The sequence below is a fragment of the Paenibacillus sp. D51F genome (assembly GCF_053345695.1).
Window position 1 is genome coordinate 509261 of record NZ_JBKFAO010000002.1, and the last position, 16028, is coordinate 525288.

A 16028-nucleotide genomic window follows, 5' to 3' on the forward strand; every position below is an offset into this window, starting at 1 on the left:
TTACGATTCTGAATGTGTTCAATGCTTGCTTGAATATAAGTAATTTTTACTACTAGAAGTCGTTCGAAATGAACCGACCGCCATCATTCTCCCCAAAACAAGCCATGCCGATCGAGCTCCACTTGTTCCAGCTGATGTTCAAAATCGCCATGAAGAGGAATCATCGGGACTTCGCTCCATGCTCCTTTTCTTTTCATGCAAACCGCCCATTTGCCGTTCTTCAGCCGAAAATGCACGATGTCCTTGCTATGCCATCCCGATTCAGGGAGGGCCGGCCTCAGCTCGCTGAGCGTAAGACCGTTCTCTTCCCAGCAATAGGCCAGCCGGATGTCGCGGCGCATGCTGCCGGGAACTTTGAGCTGGATGTATCCGTCCAGCAGCTTGCCGATCCGATAACGGCTGAATTCATCCCGTTCAATGGCCGCCATGGCGCAAACTTACCAGCTTGCCTTTTTGACGCCCGGAATATGTCCCTTGTAAGCCAGCTCCCTGAAGGCGATTCGGGATACTTTGAACTTTCTTAGGTAGGCATGCGGCCTGCCGGTCATGGCGCAGCGGTTATGCAGCCGAGTAGGAGAAGAATCGCGCGGCAGCTTCGCCAAAGCTTCGTAATTGCCCTCTTCTTTCAGCTTTTTTCGAAGATCGGCATATTTTGCAACCAAAGCCTGTCGCTTGAGCTCTTTTACGACCTTGGATTTCTTTGCCATGATCATTCTCCTTTAATCGTAAATTTTACTTATTCAGCATACCAGACGGTCCTCTCGAAGAAAAGACGATCATGTTCCCAACGAAGGCGGCATGTTCTCCCATCCAGCAATCGAACCCTTCATTTCCATCCCCCTGCCCGAAGCGAATGCTCCTGTCCTGCTTCTTGCTGCTCAAGCAGCCTCGGCTTATATTCCGCATAGGAATCCTCAAGCATCGGCAGGGAGATCGATGCCTCCTCAATGATCGCCTTGCGCTTGGCTTTGAGCACGATTTGTTCCATATCGGCAAAGCTGCATCCTTCCAGCAATCGCGAGGCTGGCTCCAGCAGCTCTTCGCCGCCGTCGAACATGCCCATCAGTTGGGTCAAATACGCCTCCCGCGAAGCTCGGTTCGGGTTGTCGTACCTCATCTTCGTATCGAAACGGCGCCAGATGGCGTGGTCCAGATCCTTCTCCAGATTGGTGGCCGCCATGAAGACGCTGCTTCCGTCGAACTCGTCCAGGCACTGGAGGAGAGTGTTGACGACACGGGTCATCTCTTTCACTTCATCATTGTTTTCGCGGGTCCGGGCTATGGCATCGAACTCATCGAGAAACAGCACGCATGGGCTGGATCGCGCATGATCGAATAGTTTCCGGATATTCGTCGCCGTCTCGCCCAGATGGCTGTGGATGACGGAATCCAGCCGGACCAGAAGCAGGGGGACGTTCAACCTTTGCGCCATGTAGAAGGCGGTCAGCGTCTTGCCTGTTCCCGGCGGGCCGAACATGACGATCTTGTTGGGAATAGGCACGTCATGCTCCTCGAATTTCTCCTTCATGTCCAGGATCCGGATGAATTCCTCCACAATGCGGTTGTTTTCGGACTGTAGCACGATGCGCCTGACTTTGCGGGCGCAATCCTTCGGTGAATAATAGGAAGCGATGTCTGTCCCCTTGGAACGGGGAAGCCTGCTCGCTGCGGCTGACTTGCTCATGAAATGAACTCCTCTGACTGAAAGATTAGGCTCTGCTTGATTCGGCTTGGAATGACGGCAAAGGGTCCTTGAAATGACGCCAGACGCTTTGCATTTCTTCTTCCGTGAGAAGCGCCCGGTCCAAGGAGCCGCAGATCTTCTCTTTGTCGAGGCCAATGCCGATGAACACGAGCTTGGTTACCCGGTCTCCCCATTGCTCATCCCAATCCGGCGATTTGGGGAAATCGCTGCCGAAATAGGCGAACCTCTCTTCCTCCGACAACGCGGCTACCCACAGCCCCGCAGGGGACAGCTGCCGGGATACGCCGGCTTGGCTGAAGGATACAGCGGTATGGTTGCGGGTGGCGATCCACATGACGCCTTTGGAGCGGATCACTTCCTGAGGCCAGCTGGCGAGCTGCTGAAGCAGCCGCTCCGGATGGAAGGGGATTTTCCGGGTGTAGACGAACGAGCCGATTCCATACTCCTCCGTCTCCGGCGTATGCTCCTCCTTCAGCAGCTCCTGGATCCAGCCCGCCGATTGGCTGGCTTTGTCGAAGTCAAATAGATGCGTGTTCAGGATGGCCTTCGGATCTACGTTTCCATAACTCGTCCGAATGATTTTGGCTGCAGGCTGCAAGCCCCGCAGTGCCGTTTCCAGCTTGTCGAGCTCCTCCGCGCCGACCATTTCGCATTTGTTCAGAATCAGGACATCGCAAAATTCGATCTGGTCGGTCAGCAGGTGGACCACTCCCCGAGTATCGTCGTCGCCCGCTTCCTGGCTGCGGTCCTTCAGCGATTCCCGGGTATTGAAATCCTGCCAGAAATGATAGGCGTCCACGACCGTCACCATGCAGTCCAGACGGGTGAGCTTGGACAAGTCGATATTCTGGTCCTCATCGACATACGTAAAGGTTTGGGCGACCGGAAGGGGCTCCCCGATTCCCGTCGATTCGATCAAGATGTAATCGAACCTCTGCTCCCTGGCAAGACGCTCGACCTCCTGCAGCAGATCGTCGCGCAGCGTGCAGCAGATGCAGCCGTTGGACATCTCCACGAGTTTCTCTTCCGTGCGGCTCAGCCCTGCGCCGTCGCGGACCAGCTCAGCGTCGATGTTCACCTCGCTCAAATCGTTGACGATCACGGCGACCCTAAGGCCTTCCCGGTTGTTGAGCACGTGATTCAACACGGTCGTTTTTCCTGCGCCCAAATAACCGCTGAGCACGGTCACCGGAATTTTCTCCGCCATCTCATCCAGCATTCCTTCAACTCCTTAATGGCTCATGAGTTTCATTCGACTTTCTGCGAGCCTGATTCCACCCTCGAATTATAATAGTAATTATTACGATTAATATCATCTTACCTTCCGCTCCATCGACCTGTCAAGTTCCAGCGCGGCGAATATCCTCCAACACGCTTGCGGACTGCGAGAGACAGCGCGCCTCGATGAAGGAATTGACTGAACTCCTAAGATACCAATTATTTCTCCACATGCCAAAACAGAGTAACAGATTATAGATTGGCTATATTTACCTGTATACCTGAGAAAAAAAGGCTACTCGATTGAGTAACCTTTCTTCGATGCCATTTCGACGCGGCCGATCGACTGCGTATCTCGAATGGCGGAAGGGCGGGAGTATTTATTCTATCCTCCTGAACTGCCATTCGCCTTTCTAACCGATATTAGTCAGAAGACGCGTTGCTTCTTCTGTAGAAACGCATCTCGCCCTAAAGCGAGAGCGCCTGCCAAGCCCGCGTTATCCCCCAGCCCCGGAGGCACGATGTATTGGTCGATCCGTCCTGCAATCTCATCGGCGTTCACATACTGACCAAGATTTTTTTGGACCTCGCGGCGTATGAGCGGGAACAATTGCTTTTGATGCATCACGCCTCCGCCTAAAATCACCTTTTGGGGAGACAGCATCAAAATGGTGTTGCTTATAGCCTGGCCTAAATAGAAAGCTTCGATTTCCCAGGCCGGGTGGCCGGACGGCAGCTCGCTGCCCTTGGTCTTCCATCTTCGTTCAATCGCCGGTCCTGCCGCCATGCCTTCCAGACAGTCTCCATGATAAGGACAAGTTCCAGCAAACTCGTCTGAGGGGTGGCGTCTTGTGAGCACATGTCCTCCTTCGGGATGGACAAGTCCATGAATGAGCTTTTTTTCGGAGTATACGCCGACCCCGATTCCGGTCCCTACCGTATAGTAGACGCAGCTGGCGAGCCCTTGGGCAGCGCCCCACATGGCCTCGCCGTAAGCGGCGGCATTCACATCCGTATCCCAGCCGAAGGGAAGATCAAAATGCTTCTCAAGCGACCCTAGAAAGGGATAGTTTTCCCATCCCGGCTTCGGCGTAGTCGTTACATGGCCATACAGCGGGCTGCCCGGATCGATGTTGAGAGGTCCGAAGGAGCCGACCCCGATGGCTTCCACGTTTTTGTCCTTGAAGTAATCGATCGCGTTCCCTATTGTCGTCTCCGGGCGCTCCGTCGGAAAGCTCACCCGCTCCTCGATGACGCCCGATTCATTCCCTATGCCGCAAACAAACTTGGTGCCGCCTGCCTCGATAGCTCCAATCAACATGTTCATCCCTCCGACCATCACCAAGCTGATTTCATTTCCCATACTTCCATAGACTTGACGCTCAGCGTTCCATTTCCCCAAACCTGCAGTCCTAAAGCATCCTCGCGGCTGGGATAAGCTCTGGTGGTCAAGCTTTTCAATCCGTTCGCATAGGCTTCGATCATGGAGCGGTCCAAGTAAATGTGCAGCTCTAAAGAATCTCCGTCAAGCTCCAGCTTGCCGCCCTGAATCCCCTTGCTTCTTTCGAAACGATCGAGCGTCGTTTTCATCCGGTTCACCTTCAGCATCGAATCTTCCATGTCGTAGTAAAGAAGCGTCTCTTCCTCCCCGTTCGGGGAACGGCGCACTTTAATGCCGACTTGATCAGCTTCCTCCGCTTGAAGTTCAACCTGGATTTCCAGCATGTCGCCCTTTACGTCCTGCAGCAGAGCATTCGCTTCATCCAGCGATTTGTTCTGCAAGGACGCCAGCTTGTTCCCGCGGAGAGATTGAAGCTCCTTGATCGGCTCGATTCCCAGACGCCCGTCTTCCCGCAGATATACGCTCAGCGGCAGCCCGCCATTATGCGCCCAGCCCGCGTTGTAGTCCAGCTGAGGCGTCCTCTCGCCTTGTGCAATCGTAAAGATGATCTTCCTGCCTGTCTTCGGATCCACCATGCCGCTCGGTCCGGTAAAATGGAAGTCGCCCACGTCGATCAGCTGCGGCTCTTCTTGATCGGGAACAAAGGTCATCCTGCTCTTGTCATAGGAACCGATCCAGTAGAATACTTCCACATCCGCGCCAGGTCCGACAGGACTGATGAGAAACAGATGCTTCTCCTTGCCATTCTTGTCCTGTCCAAGCGGCAAGAGGACAGGAAGCTCCCATACAGGGCCTAGATAAGGGTATGTTCTGATATCCGCGGAAAACAAAGACCCTTTGTACTCCCAATCCATCATATCCTTGGATTGATAGGCGAGCGCCGTACCGCCCCCGCCATCGATGCCGGAGCCGATCAGCAAATACCACATGTCCCCGTCCTTCCACACGAACGGATCTCGGAAATCTCCGAATTTGCCTATGCCTTCCTTCTGCGTGATCAGAGGCTCCGGATTCTTGATCCAGCGAACAAGATCATTGACGCCATCCTGCGCAAAGGTGCTTCGCGCCAGTCCTACTCTTTGATTCGGATTCGCGCGGTCGTCTCCTGCCGTGAAGAACAAGGCCGGAATGCCGTTCTCATCGTAAGCCGCGCTTCCAGACCATACGCCATCCGGATCGACGGCGTTTTTCTCCGGAGCCAGCGCTACCGGCAGATCCCTCCAATGAACCATATCGTCGCTGACCCAATGGCCCCAATGAATTTGATGCCAATAGGGACCTTGGGGATTGTGCTGATAGAACAAATGATACTGGTTGTTGAAATAAATTGGTGCATGAGGCTCGTTCATCCAATGAGCGGGAGGACTGACATGGTACTGCGGGCGATGCCTGTCGGCTGCAAGCAGGCTTCTGTCCAGCTTGATATCATCGTAGGAGATGGCTGGCGCCTTCCCTCCGTAAGGCTCCAGATCATCTTTATACGCCTGGGCAATTTCGTCCGCCTCTAACGCCCGATCGTACAGCCTGACCTCGTCCATCAAGCCGTTGAACATATTCAGGGAAAACACGCCCGCCAGCAAGGCGGCCTGATTGTTTTTTCCTATGAGCAGCTCAGCATCGGCGGGAGCAATGGCCGCCTTGTTCTCCGTGGTCCTGGACACAGCTTCCTTCCCGTTTAGATAAAGCTTCATGATGCCCTGGCTTTTATCATAGGTGGCCGAGATGAAGGACCACCGATCCTTCGCCAGAGGAGCATCATGGGCCCAGACCTCTTCCCATACGCCGCCCGCGCCAAGCTGCAGCGACCACGATCCATGCCGGTACATGCCCAGAATGAAACCTTCCTTTTTCTCCCTGTCGTGACGGTTCACGATTGCCGAGAGCCTCTGCTCGTCCCCCCACTCATAGGAGCGCGGGGCAACCCATGCCGTAATGGTCAGGGCGTCGGCCGGCTGCGCGATACGATCGGCTTGGCCCGTCACCCATGTGGAGTAACCGTCGAACAGCAGCGCTCCTCCCTTTATCCCTCTTCTCCACTGAGGGTCATGCGGCATAGTGAACTTAGCCTCATTGAAAACGTAGTCAACCCGATCATCCGACATGGCGATGTGGTCTGCGGCCGTTTTCCCGGCGCTTTCATCCAGCGGCCAGTAGGCAATCAATCCTTGATCGCCGCTTGCAGGAAATGAATTCATGATCAGCAAGCCTCCCAGTCCGAGTACTATGAATAGAACAACCAGCCCTGCAGCCTTTGCTTTTCGGTTCATCTGCTTCACGCCGAATAAATGGAATTCAGCGAGTATAAGTTCAGGGAAACGATCTTCGCCGCTCCTCCCTCGGAGAACACTTGAAATCCGTTGCTTCCCGGGTCCGGGAAGATCAAATCCGTCATCGCGACTTTGCCTCCGTCAGCGAATACCTCCACCGAGGATCGATCCAGATACAAATCAAGCCGGATCACTCCCTTATCCAGCTGCAGACCGGCTTCATGCCTGCATGCAAACTGTGGATGGAAATCGATGATTCCCGATGCCGAACGATCCACAAACAAGCAGGCATTCTGCGAATCATATCCTATGATCGTCTCTTCGCCGGCTGAGGTCCTCAGCTTCAATCCGACAAGACTAGCCTCGCCGAGCTCGATTTCCATGGAAATCTCGAGCTGATCCCCGCCGATTCCAACATCGAAAGGCTCGGCAGGAGTAATCGGCAGCTCTTCCCATCGATGCGGATCCAAGCGGAGCTTCTGCAGCTCCTGCACAGCGTTCTGCCGAAGTCTCACACCCTCCGCATCGCGGGCCAGCGACAGCACGCGGGGAATCGTCATGGCGCTTCTCCAGGAAGCGGTCGGCGTGACGTTGGCATATTTCCAGTTGCTCATCCAGCCTATATAGATTCTTCTGCCGTCCTCATCAGGGATATCGGACCAGGTTACGCCCGCATAGTTGTCACGCCCATGATCAACCCAGAGCACCGTTTCGGGACAATGGTCGTTCACAAAAAAGCGTCCGTCGAATTCGCCGACAAAATACTGCGTTCGCGACCCTTCCGGCGAATCCGGGTGATCGCCGATGCTGACGATCAGGACCCATTTCTTCTTTCCTGGATCCCCGTCGATAGGGAGCTCGAATAGATCGGGACATTCCCATACGCCTTCATGCGAGCCTTCCCGCAGACCGAATTCACTGGTGAAGGACCATGCTTTCAAATCGGGAGAAGCATAGAAGCGGATGTGGTCCCCGGCAGCAAGAACCATCACCCATCGCTCCGAGTCGGCATGCCAAAATACTTTTGGATCGCGGAAATCCAGAATCCCTTCTTCTGTCAGGACAGGATTTCCCGCATATTTGATCCAGGTCCGCCCCTTGTCCAGGCTGTAGGCAATGCTTTGGCGCTGACGGGCTGCATTCGTCCGCGGATCCGTATCATGATGCGTAAAGACGGCTACCAGGCCCGCTCCTCCGGAGAACAAGCCGCTGCTGTCCTGCCAGTCCACGACCGCGCTCCCGGAGAAAATGAACCCGTTCTCATCCGGTTCCAGAGCGATCGGAAGATGCTCCCAATGCACCATATCCGGGCTTACGGCATGCCCCCAATGCATCGGCCCCCAGGTCGTGCCGCCCGGGTAGTATTGATAGAACAAGTGGTACTCCCCTTCGAAGTACACCATTCCGTTCGGATCGTTCATCCAGTTGGCTTCCGGTGTAAAATGAAACTGCGGACGAAACTTCTCTTCATATCTTGCATTTGTCACCGTTCATGCAACACCTTTCTCCAGCCCATCCATAGGCTCTTTTTCTCTATAAAAGCAGTTGAAGCCGGAACGAATCGTTCCGCTCCGGCAGCAATCCTCTCTTATTTCTGCGATTCTTTGTAACGGTCCAGGCCCTTCTGATACAGCGACATCAATTCCTCGAGTCCCATCTCGTTCACTTGCTTCACATAACTGTCCCAGCCTTGATCGATGTTGCCGTCAACGAGGAACTTCGCTCTTTGGGTATTGACGAACTTCATCAAGTCCGGTTCAATACGGTTGATCGTATCGAGCTCCTCCGGCGTGAAGAAGATACTCGGATAGTTCTCCTTTTCCATATAAGGCTCATAATAATTCTCGAGATCCTTCTTCCGCTGCTGCGCGCGGGGCTCCATATCCACGATCGTCTGGAAATCCTCTTTGGTGATCATGCCTGGAGCGCCGGAACCCGGGGCGACCTTCTGACGGTATTCGCCCGCCGATGTGCCTGCCGGCAGCGGCAGGTTGACCAGCTTGCCGTTCGCGTCCTTCTTGTAGATGATGTCGAGAGGACCCCAATGGATTTGCGCTGCCATGTACGGATCGTACTGCTGATCCACCCAACGCATCGTGACTTCCGGATTTTTGTTGGCTTTCGTAATGACGAACGCTCCCCTTCCAGGGCCGCCGCCGTTGCCTCTGCCGATCGTCTTTTTCCCGGTCGGTCCGGCAAGCGGCGGTACAAGGGCATAATCCTTGGCGCGGTCCGGTCCAACGACTTCCTCCGTCTCCCACCAGACGAACGAGCCCAGCGTTTCATCCGGCGTTTTGCCTTTGGCGAGATATTGAGGCGCCTGCTGTACGAACGATTCCGGATCGATAAGTCCTTGCTTGTACCACTTTTCATTGAAATACTTCAAGGCTTCCTTATACTCCGGTTGTACAGCGGTGAAAATGACTTTGCCGTCCCGGACGATCCGGTGCTCGAGGTTGTCAGGCAATCCGAATGCGCCGAACAAACCGGCGATGTCCATGCACCAGCCCATATGCATGAAGCTGAGCGGAATTTCATCGGCTTTGCCGTTGCCGTTCGGATCCTTCGTTTTGAATGCAATCAGCGCATTGGTGTATTCATCCAGCGTTTCCGGCATTTTAAGGCCAAGCTTATCCAGCCAGGCTTTATTGATATTGTGGAAGAACGGGTTCGTGCCGAGTTCATTCTCCTCAAAAGTAGGCAGACCGTAAATATGTCCGTCCGGAGCGGTAATGGAAGCCTTGATGTCCGGCCGCTTCTCTAATAGCTTGCTTAAATTCGGCGCATACTCGGCGATCAGGTTTTCCAGCGGAATGATCGTTCCGTCCTTGCCGTACGTGATCAGCTCATAGTCGGAAAAACCAGCGGCATAAAACGCATCGGGCAAATCGCCGCTTGCCAGAAGCAAGCTTTTCTTCTCGGCGTAGTCGGTGTCTGGAATGTTGTCCCATTTGACAGCTACGTTAGTCGACTTTTCAAGACGCTTGAAAATCTCCATCTCTTCAAACTTGGGAGAAAGCTGCGCTTTTGGAGCAACCATCTTCAGGGTCACCATCTCGCTTACAATCGGAAGACCGTCCTTATTTACCTTGGAAGCAGATTCGCTTCCCGAACCGGCATTCGTTCCTGAGTTGGAGCTGTCATTTGTCTTTGAACATCCGGTCAGCGCCATGCTGGCCGCCAGCACCAGGCTGAGAGTCCAAGAGAATCCCTTTTTCAACTGCTGCACCCTCCTCTTTTTGCCAAGCAAGTTTTCATCTATATAACTCACCCGAGAGGCCTTGCCCGGGGAATTACCGAATGGAAAGAACTAACCTTTGATCGAGCCGATCATGACGCCCTTCACGAAATACCTTTGAAGGAAAGGATACAGCACTAGCAGCGGCAGGCTCGCGACAATAATCACGCCATATTTGATCAGCTCGGTAACCCGGAGCTTGGCGGCATAGGATTCAACGTCGATCATCATGTTCGAGTTGACCTGATTCTGCACGAGGATATTCCGCAGCACGAGCTGCAGCGGATATTTGGTTTCGTCGTTCAGGTAGATCAAGGCGTCAAAAAATCCGTTCCAGAAGCCGACGACATGATAAAGAACCATGACGGCAATAATCGGCTTGGATAAAGGCAGCACCATTTGCAGGAAAAACTTCGTATTGGAGCAGCCGTCGATAAAAGCGGCCTCCCTCATTTCATCCGGGATGGTGCTCTGGAAAAAGGTGCGGACGATAATGATGTTGAAGACGCCGGCGGCGCCTGGTACGACGAGCGCCCATATCGTGTCGATCATTCCAAGGTCTTTGATCAGCAAATAGGTCGGAATCAGGCCACCGCCAAAAAACATCGTCAGCATGAAAAACCACATGATTGCATTTCTTCCGACAAAATCCTTGCGCGATAGCGGATACGCCGCCAGAAGGATAAGCGAGACGCTGATGGCCGTCCCCACCGACGCGTATAACAGCGAATTGGCATAACCGATCCAAATGGTGGAATCATTGAAAATCCGGCCGTAGCCGTCCAGAGTAAATCCGACGGGATACAGCCATACATCCCCGGAGTAAATATGGTTCGGATCGCTGACAGAAGCGATCAGAACAAAGTAAAGCGGATAGAGAATGAGCAGCATACCGATGGTGAGAAGCGTGTAATTGACAAGGTCGAACAGAACGTCGCCTTTGCTTTTGCGTTTAAGCCATCCCATTTTCGCAGCCTCCTTTTACCACAAGCTGGTTTCCGTCATTTTCTTGGCGATCCGATTCACGATGAACAGCAATATGATATTCAACACGGAATTAAACAAGCCGATAGCGGCGGAAAAGCTGTATTGGGCTTTTTTAATCCCTTGCTCGTACACATAAGTAGGCAGGATGTTCGAGGTTTCGTAGTTCAGATCGCTCTGCATGAGGTAAGCCTTCTCGAAGCCGATGCTCATGATATTTCCCATCGCCAGCACGAGGAGAATGACGATCGTCGGCATGATTCCTGGTATATCCACGTTCAGCACCCGTTTCCACTTGCTCGCGCCATCCATGATGGCAGCCTCGTGAAGCTCGGGACTGACGCCGGCCAGCGCCGCCAGATAAATAATGGTCGCAAATCCCGTTTCCTGCCATACGCCCGAGAGAGTGTATAGAGGTCGGAACCATCCCGCATCCGCCATGAACAGAATGGGCTCGCCGCCGAAGAATGATATGATGTGGTTGACGATGCCGCTGTTGGGCGACAAGAAGACATGAAGCATCCCGACGAGCACCACCGTCGAAATGAAATGAGGGGCGTAAATGACGGTTTGAACGAACTTTTTATACCGCTTGGCAAGGAGCTGATTAAGCATCAGCGCCACGATGATCGGGATCGGAAAGCCTACGACGAGCGACAGCACGCTTAGCGATAAGGTGTTCTTGATGATCGGCCAGAAATTATAGGCCTCAAAGAAATGGATGAAATGCTTGAATCCGACCCATTCGCTTCCCCAAATGCCTCTGCTTGCTGAAAAGTCCTTGAACGCAATCTGCACGCCGTACATCGGGTAGTATCTGAAAACGAGGTACAGCACGATGACGGGCAGCAAGAACAAATATAATTCATAATTCCGCTTGATCAAATGCCAATTGTGGCTGGCCTTTGATACGATTTTTCCAGATCGAATTTCTTTTGTCGCCATTCGTTTCCCCTCCGGGCTTTCATTTTGAAACGTTTCCAAAAATAAATGAAACGTTTCCAATTTCACATAAAAAAATCTAGGTGGTTTCACCCGCCCTAAAAGCAACCGGAAGCAGGTAGGTTTCTCTTTCCAACGTTTCTCCCTCAATCTTTCTGAACAATAGCTTGACCGCTAATCTGGCCATCTCTTCCACCGGCTGCCTGATGGTCGATAATACCGGATGAAAGTACGGATGATCCTGGATGCCGTCGTAGCCGATGACCTTGACATCCTCCGGAACACGAATGCCGCGTTGGCTGGCTCTGTCTATATAGATCGCCGCAAACATGTCCGTGATGGCAAACACGCCGTCCACATCGCCATGAAGATCGAAAAAGCGGTTGTAATAGTCATCCTGGTCCAGGACCGGGTCCGGAGCTTCGTACACGACATACGGAATTCCGAGAGACTTGGCCTCGTGCACGAATCCCTCTCTACGGTTCATCGTTTCACTGTATACAGCAGGGATGTTTCCAATAAAGGCCGGCTTTTTCGAACCCGCCTTGACAAGCTCTCTCAAAGCGAGCCGGCCGCCTTCGAAATTGTCCGAGGTTACGCAAGTGATCGATTTGCTGAAATGACGATCGATGCTGATGATCGGAATCTCGGTCGTAACGTTGTTCTCGATGTCATTGTACGTAATCCCTAGTATGCCTGCGACCTTGTTTTGCTGAAGCATATCCAGATAGTAGAGCTCTTTCTCCGGCTTGCCTCCGCTGTTGCACAGCATCAGCTTATACCCTTCGCGGTCGAGCTCATCCTCGATGTAGTAGGCCAATTCCGAGAAAAAAGGATGCCATATGCTGGGAAGCATGAGCGCAATCATCTTCGACTTCTGCATTTTAAAGTTTCGCGCCACTTCATTAGGCACATAGTTCAATTGCTCGATCGCAGCCTTCACTTTATTCCGCGTTTCAGGCTTTACGGCTCCGACGTTATTGATTACGCGCGAGACTGTTCCCACCGCCACTCCTGCCAAATGGGCAACATCTTTGATGCTCGACATATATACCACCATCCACTACATTCTAGAGATAATGATAACAGCTTCTTGGAAACGTTTCAATCTTTTTTTGAAACGTTTCATTTTTTGCAAATAGGCAGGAGACGACAACGCCTCGCGGCTTCCGTCTCCGTCCTATTGCTTATATCTGAGGTTTAATTTTCAAATCTGATCGATGTTCTTGTTTCCAGCAACGATGCATGAAACCTTTACCTCACGTTTCGCATCATCCAGCTCACGCTGAAGCTTTAAGACAGTCGTACGGTTTCTCCCGTTTGCTTTAGATTGATATAACGCCTTGTCTGCCCTATGAACGATATCCTTTGCCGAGCCCCATTCCGGACTGCAATGAGCAACTCCGACAGAAACCGTCAGATGGCCTACAGCCTCTACTTCTGTCCCGGCAATTACTTCGCGGATTCGCTCGGCCAGCAGCTCAGCCAGTTGGACATCCGAAGTTCGAACAAGCACGCCGAATTCTTCTCCGCCATATCGGAATGCCACATCCCGAACTCCGGCAAGCGCACGGATCTGGGATGCCAGCTCGATAAGTACACGGTCGCCCATGACATGTCCGTAGGTATCGTTGATTCGCTTGAAATGATCGACATCAAGCAGGATCAGCGAGAATCGAGTCCTCTCTTCCATCCACTCTGCGATCGTAAGATCGAACATTCTGCGGTTCCAGAGCCGAGTAAGGCCGTCCAGGTGGGCTTCATCGGATAATATCTTTACATAATTTTCAAAGTTTTGTGCAAGCTGCTGAACTTCGTAAATGTACGTCCCGCTTGGTTTTGTCTTAACTGAAGAGATATGCTGCGAGGAGCCAGCCGCTTCCTCTGATATTCTGGCAAGCTTATAGAGCGGGAATGAAATTTGCCGGGAAACCCATAACGCCGCGATCAAGATAAGAATGAACAACGGCAAGGCTTGGAGAATCATGGACTTTTCAAGCGATCGAATAGGTTTGTCCAATATGGTCCTTGGAGTTTGGGTTACAATTCCCCAACCGCTATCCGGCTCATACGCATAGCCGACTAAATAGCTCTCGCCTTCTGAATTTTCGATCGTTTGATAACCGCTCTTTCCTGACTTCACTCTTTCAACGACTTCATTGCCTTTCACGAGCTCATTTATTCGAATGGGATCCGGGTGAAAAATCAACCTTCCGTGCTGGTCCACTACATATACGTAGGAGCCGTTGCCGTAGTAGTGCTCGCTCAGCTGCCTGCTGAGCACATTATCCTGTTGAAGATAGATGGTTCCGCCAATGAATCCCTCGTACCTTCCATCTTTGTTGAATACAGGCGTCGAGACCAGAACTATAAGACGGCCGGATGCGCTCACGTAAGGATTGGAGATAAGCGATTTCCGTTCCGCAACAGCTTGTCCGGAAGCTATCGATGTCAGCTTCGTGCCGACCCCGATTCCAGCCTTCCGGGGGCTGATGGCTTTGATCGTTTGATTGGCATCAGCAAAAAAAATGGAGTTGAAGTAGCGTTGATTGGCTTGAAACCAAAAATCCAGCTCATCTTGAGCGATCCCATGCTGCCAGGAAACAGCTGCGATGGACACCAAGTTGTAATTCATCAGATCAAGTAATTCCTCGGTATTGGTCGCAAGTTTTTTAGCGTATTGAGCGTTGTTTTGCAAGTAGCTTGAGGAAAGAGATGCGCTGCTTGCGCGCACAGCCGCATAGACGCCGACGGATGCCGTAAGAAACATGGCGCTGATAACCAGAAGGCTGAGTATGTGACGAAGCTTTAGTTTTTTGTAGGATCGCATGACTTCAATATAAACCTCTTTGTTGTCTATTTAGATGGGACAAGTTCTACGGATAGGTCAACTCAATGAAACTAAACCTAGTGTGTTTCTTGCTAAAGCCTATTATCGGAAGCCGGAACAACAATATGAATAACAATAGCAAAAGTATTGGAACGGGAAAATTTCCCGAGCATCGTGAAGGCGCACACAAGGCTGCGATGCGGAATAGGCTAGAGCAAATGCGAGGAGGTTATGGCAACTATGCATCCGAACTATCCCTATCCAATGTATGATCCTTACTGGGGGCAGCGATATCTTCATCATCAGCCGTATGCGCACAGGCACGTCTATGGCCGCGATGGCTATTATCAAGGTCAAGGTGCGCACCATTACGAGAACAAGTTAGCCCAAAGCTACAACGAACAGGGACCGCACAGCTACCAAGGCCATCTAGGCGCCTATACAGGAGGCTACGGCATCGGCGGCCATGCGGGCGGCTTTTTCGGCGGACCCGAGCACTTCGGCATCAAGACAGGGGTTGATGCCGGCGGTCCCGCTGCCGGACTCAATTTAGGCGGCCATCTGGGCGGGCACGGCGCAGGCGTGCAGACGTACGGTCATCTGGGCTCTTACAAGTCCGGCCTGCAGACTGGCCTCCAATGGGGACCGCACGGCGCCTACCATCAGGCGGGCGGCCATATCGGCTCCTATGAAGCTGGTCTAAACACCGGCCTGGACTGGCAGAAGAATGGCTTGAACGCTCATACGACCGGGCATGTCGGTCCCTATGAGGCAGGCCTGCAAGCCGGAGCCTCCGTAGGCGGACACGGCCAGCACGGCTACGGCATGAACGTGAACGCCGGCGCCCATGTCGGCAACCTGCAGGCTGGACTCGGCGGCGGCGCCCATGTCGATTCGCAGGGCATTGGCATCGATGCCCAGTCCAGCTTGGGCAAGCACAAGCTCCACACGGGTTTAGTCTTCAATTGGGATTGACCGAGTTTGAGGCCCTTGCCATCGGCGATAAGGGCCTATTACCGTAGAAGCAAGGAGCCGTTTTGGCAGACGGCGGATTCCGGGGAAGCCGGAATCAATATTTGCTGGCCTTGGCGGCTGACAGCTCGCTGCCCAGCCAGCCCAGCTTCCAGCTGCCGGATAACGCGATCCGCATCGAGAACGACGTCCCAAATGGCGAACGAGCCCGCACAATGATGAACGAGCGGTAAAAAAAGGGCGAGCACGATAACAAGCAAGAGCTGTGTTATCTTTCATCATTAGTTATAAAATGGAGTCCCAAAAACCTGCGTGACTCCGTTTATTTTTTTCATAATTATTACTGAAGCGTGTCTTAGCAGCATGGACGTTTCATATAAATTTATAACACACGGAGAATACTCATACACTAAAAATGAATATTTATGCAACGGTAATCACCAAAAAAGTAATCCAAAAAAATGGACCCG

14 protein-coding genes are annotated in these 16028 nt (G+C 52.6%); 2 read left to right on the forward strand and 12 right to left on the reverse strand.

The window, feature by feature from the left end; all coding sequences use genetic code 11:
- Positions 1-83: 83 nt before the first annotated feature.
- The 12 genes from ACLBWT_RS06040 to ACLBWT_RS06095 all read right to left on the reverse strand — a co-directional run bounded on the left by ACLBWT_RS06040 (position 84) and on the right by ACLBWT_RS06095 (position 14586).
- The gene (locus ACLBWT_RS06040) at positions 84-428 is read right to left on the reverse strand and encodes a DUF3024 domain-containing protein (RefSeq protein ID WP_447662129.1); all 345 of its coding nucleotides are present in this window, start codon (positions 426-428) and stop codon (positions 84-86) included.
- Between the two features lie 9 nt (positions 429-437).
- The gene (gene rpsN, locus ACLBWT_RS06045; protein ID WP_447662130.1) at positions 438-707 is read right to left on the reverse strand and encodes a 30S ribosomal protein S14; all 270 of its coding nucleotides are present in this window, start codon (positions 705-707) and stop codon (positions 438-440) included.
- A 119-nt stretch (positions 708-826) separates the two neighbouring features.
- The gene (locus ACLBWT_RS06050) at positions 827-1684 is read right to left on the reverse strand and encodes an AAA family ATPase (RefSeq protein WP_447662131.1); all 858 of its coding nucleotides are present in this window, start codon (positions 1682-1684) and stop codon (positions 827-829) included.
- 25 nt (positions 1685-1709) lie between these two features.
- The gene (locus ACLBWT_RS06055; RefSeq protein ID WP_447662132.1) at positions 1710-2924 is read right to left on the reverse strand and encodes a GTP-binding protein; all 1215 of its coding nucleotides are present in this window, start codon (positions 2922-2924) and stop codon (positions 1710-1712) included.
- A 426-nt stretch (positions 2925-3350) separates the two neighbouring features.
- Entirely contained in the window at positions 3351-4244 is an 894-nt protein-coding gene (locus ACLBWT_RS06060; RefSeq protein WP_447662133.1) for an ROK family protein, read from the reverse strand.
- Positions 4245-4261: 17 nt separating this feature from the next.
- Positions 4262-6520, reverse strand: a complete 2259-nt coding sequence (locus ACLBWT_RS06065; RefSeq protein WP_447662134.1) for a GH32 C-terminal domain-containing protein — start codon at positions 6518-6520, stop codon at positions 4262-4264.
- 77 nt (positions 6521-6597) lie between these two features.
- On the reverse strand, positions 6598-8079 hold the full coding sequence (locus ACLBWT_RS06070) for a glycoside hydrolase family 32 protein (protein WP_447662135.1): 1482 nt from the start codon (positions 8077-8079) through the stop codon (positions 6598-6600).
- A gap of 101 nt (positions 8080-8180) precedes the next feature.
- Positions 8181-9764 (reverse strand): ABC transporter substrate-binding protein, encoded by a 1584-nt coding sequence (locus ACLBWT_RS06075; RefSeq protein ID WP_447662260.1) that lies wholly within the window; start codon positions 9762-9764, stop codon positions 8181-8183.
- A 138-nt stretch (positions 9765-9902) separates the two neighbouring features.
- On the reverse strand, positions 9903-10796 hold the full coding sequence (locus tag ACLBWT_RS06080) for a carbohydrate ABC transporter permease (RefSeq protein ID WP_447662136.1): 894 nt from the start codon (positions 10794-10796) through the stop codon (positions 9903-9905).
- Between the two features lie 15 nt (positions 10797-10811).
- Entirely contained in the window at positions 10812-11759 is a 948-nt protein-coding gene (locus ACLBWT_RS06085; protein ID WP_447662137.1) for an ABC transporter permease, read from the reverse strand.
- A 76-nt stretch (positions 11760-11835) separates the two neighbouring features.
- Positions 11836-12804 carry a LacI family DNA-binding transcriptional regulator gene (locus tag ACLBWT_RS06090; RefSeq protein WP_447662138.1) on the reverse strand — a complete coding sequence of 323 codons (969 nt, stop codon included), beginning with the start codon at positions 12802-12804 and terminating at the stop codon, positions 11836-11838.
- 159 nt (positions 12805-12963) lie between these two features.
- Entirely contained in the window at positions 12964-14586 is a 1623-nt protein-coding gene (locus tag ACLBWT_RS06095; RefSeq protein ID WP_447662139.1) for a sensor domain-containing diguanylate cyclase, read from the reverse strand.
- Positions 14587-14826: 240 nt separating this feature from the next.
- Here ACLBWT_RS06095 and ACLBWT_RS06100 point away from each other — a divergent pair, with 240 nt between their 5' ends.
- Both ACLBWT_RS06100 and ACLBWT_RS06105 read left to right on the forward strand, forming a co-directional pair.
- Positions 14827-15561, forward strand: a complete 735-nt coding sequence (locus ACLBWT_RS06100; RefSeq protein WP_447662140.1) for a hypothetical protein — start codon at positions 14827-14829, stop codon at positions 15559-15561.
- A gap of 62 nt (positions 15562-15623) precedes the next feature.
- The gene (locus tag ACLBWT_RS06105; protein WP_447662141.1) at positions 15624-15791 is read left to right on the forward strand and encodes a hypothetical protein; all 168 of its coding nucleotides are present in this window, start codon (positions 15624-15626) and stop codon (positions 15789-15791) included.
- Positions 15792-16028: the final 237 nt, after the last annotated feature.

What these genes read in the sequence shown, in the direction of transcription:
- ACLBWT_RS06040 (WP_447662129.1), bottom strand. Translation starts at nt 428, where the DNA reads ATGGCGGCCATTGAACGGGATGAATTCAGCCGTTATCGGATCGGCAAG.
- rpsN (WP_447662130.1), bottom strand. Translation starts at nt 707, where the DNA reads ATGGCAAAGAAATCCAAGGTCGTAAAAGAGCTCAAGCGACAGGCTTTG.
- ACLBWT_RS06050 (WP_447662131.1), bottom strand. Translation starts at nt 1,684, where the DNA reads ATGAGCAAGTCAGCCGCAGCGAGCAGGCTTCCCCGTTCCAAGGGGACA.
- ACLBWT_RS06055 (WP_447662132.1), bottom strand. Translation starts at nt 2,924, where the DNA reads ATGCTGGATGAGATGGCGGAGAAAATTCCGGTGACCGTGCTCAGCGGT.
- ACLBWT_RS06060 (WP_447662133.1), bottom strand. Translation starts at nt 4,244, where the DNA reads ATGTTGATTGGAGCTATCGAGGCAGGCGGCACCAAGTTTGTTTGCGGC.
- ACLBWT_RS06065 (WP_447662134.1), bottom strand. Translation starts at nt 6,520, where the DNA reads ATGAATTCATTTCCTGCAAGCGGCGATCAAGGATTGATTGCCTACTGG.
- ACLBWT_RS06075 (WP_447662260.1), bottom strand. Translation starts at nt 9,764, where the DNA reads ATGGCGCTGACCGGATGTTCAAAGACAAATGACAGCTCCAACTCAGGA.
- ACLBWT_RS06080 (WP_447662136.1), bottom strand. Translation starts at nt 10,796, where the DNA reads ATGGGATGGCTTAAACGCAAAAGCAAAGGCGACGTTCTGTTCGACCTT.
- ACLBWT_RS06085 (WP_447662137.1), bottom strand. Translation starts at nt 11,759, where the DNA reads ATGGCGACAAAAGAAATTCGATCTGGAAAAATCGTATCAAAGGCCAGC.
- ACLBWT_RS06090 (WP_447662138.1), bottom strand. Translation starts at nt 12,804, where the DNA reads ATGTCGAGCATCAAAGATGTTGCCCATTTGGCAGGAGTGGCGGTGGGA.
- ACLBWT_RS06095 (WP_447662139.1), bottom strand. Translation starts at nt 14,586, where the DNA reads ATGCGATCCTACAAAAAACTAAAGCTTCGTCACATACTCAGCCTTCTG.
- ACLBWT_RS06100 (WP_447662140.1), top strand. Translation starts at nt 14,827, where the DNA reads ATGCATCCGAACTATCCCTATCCAATGTATGATCCTTACTGGGGGCAG.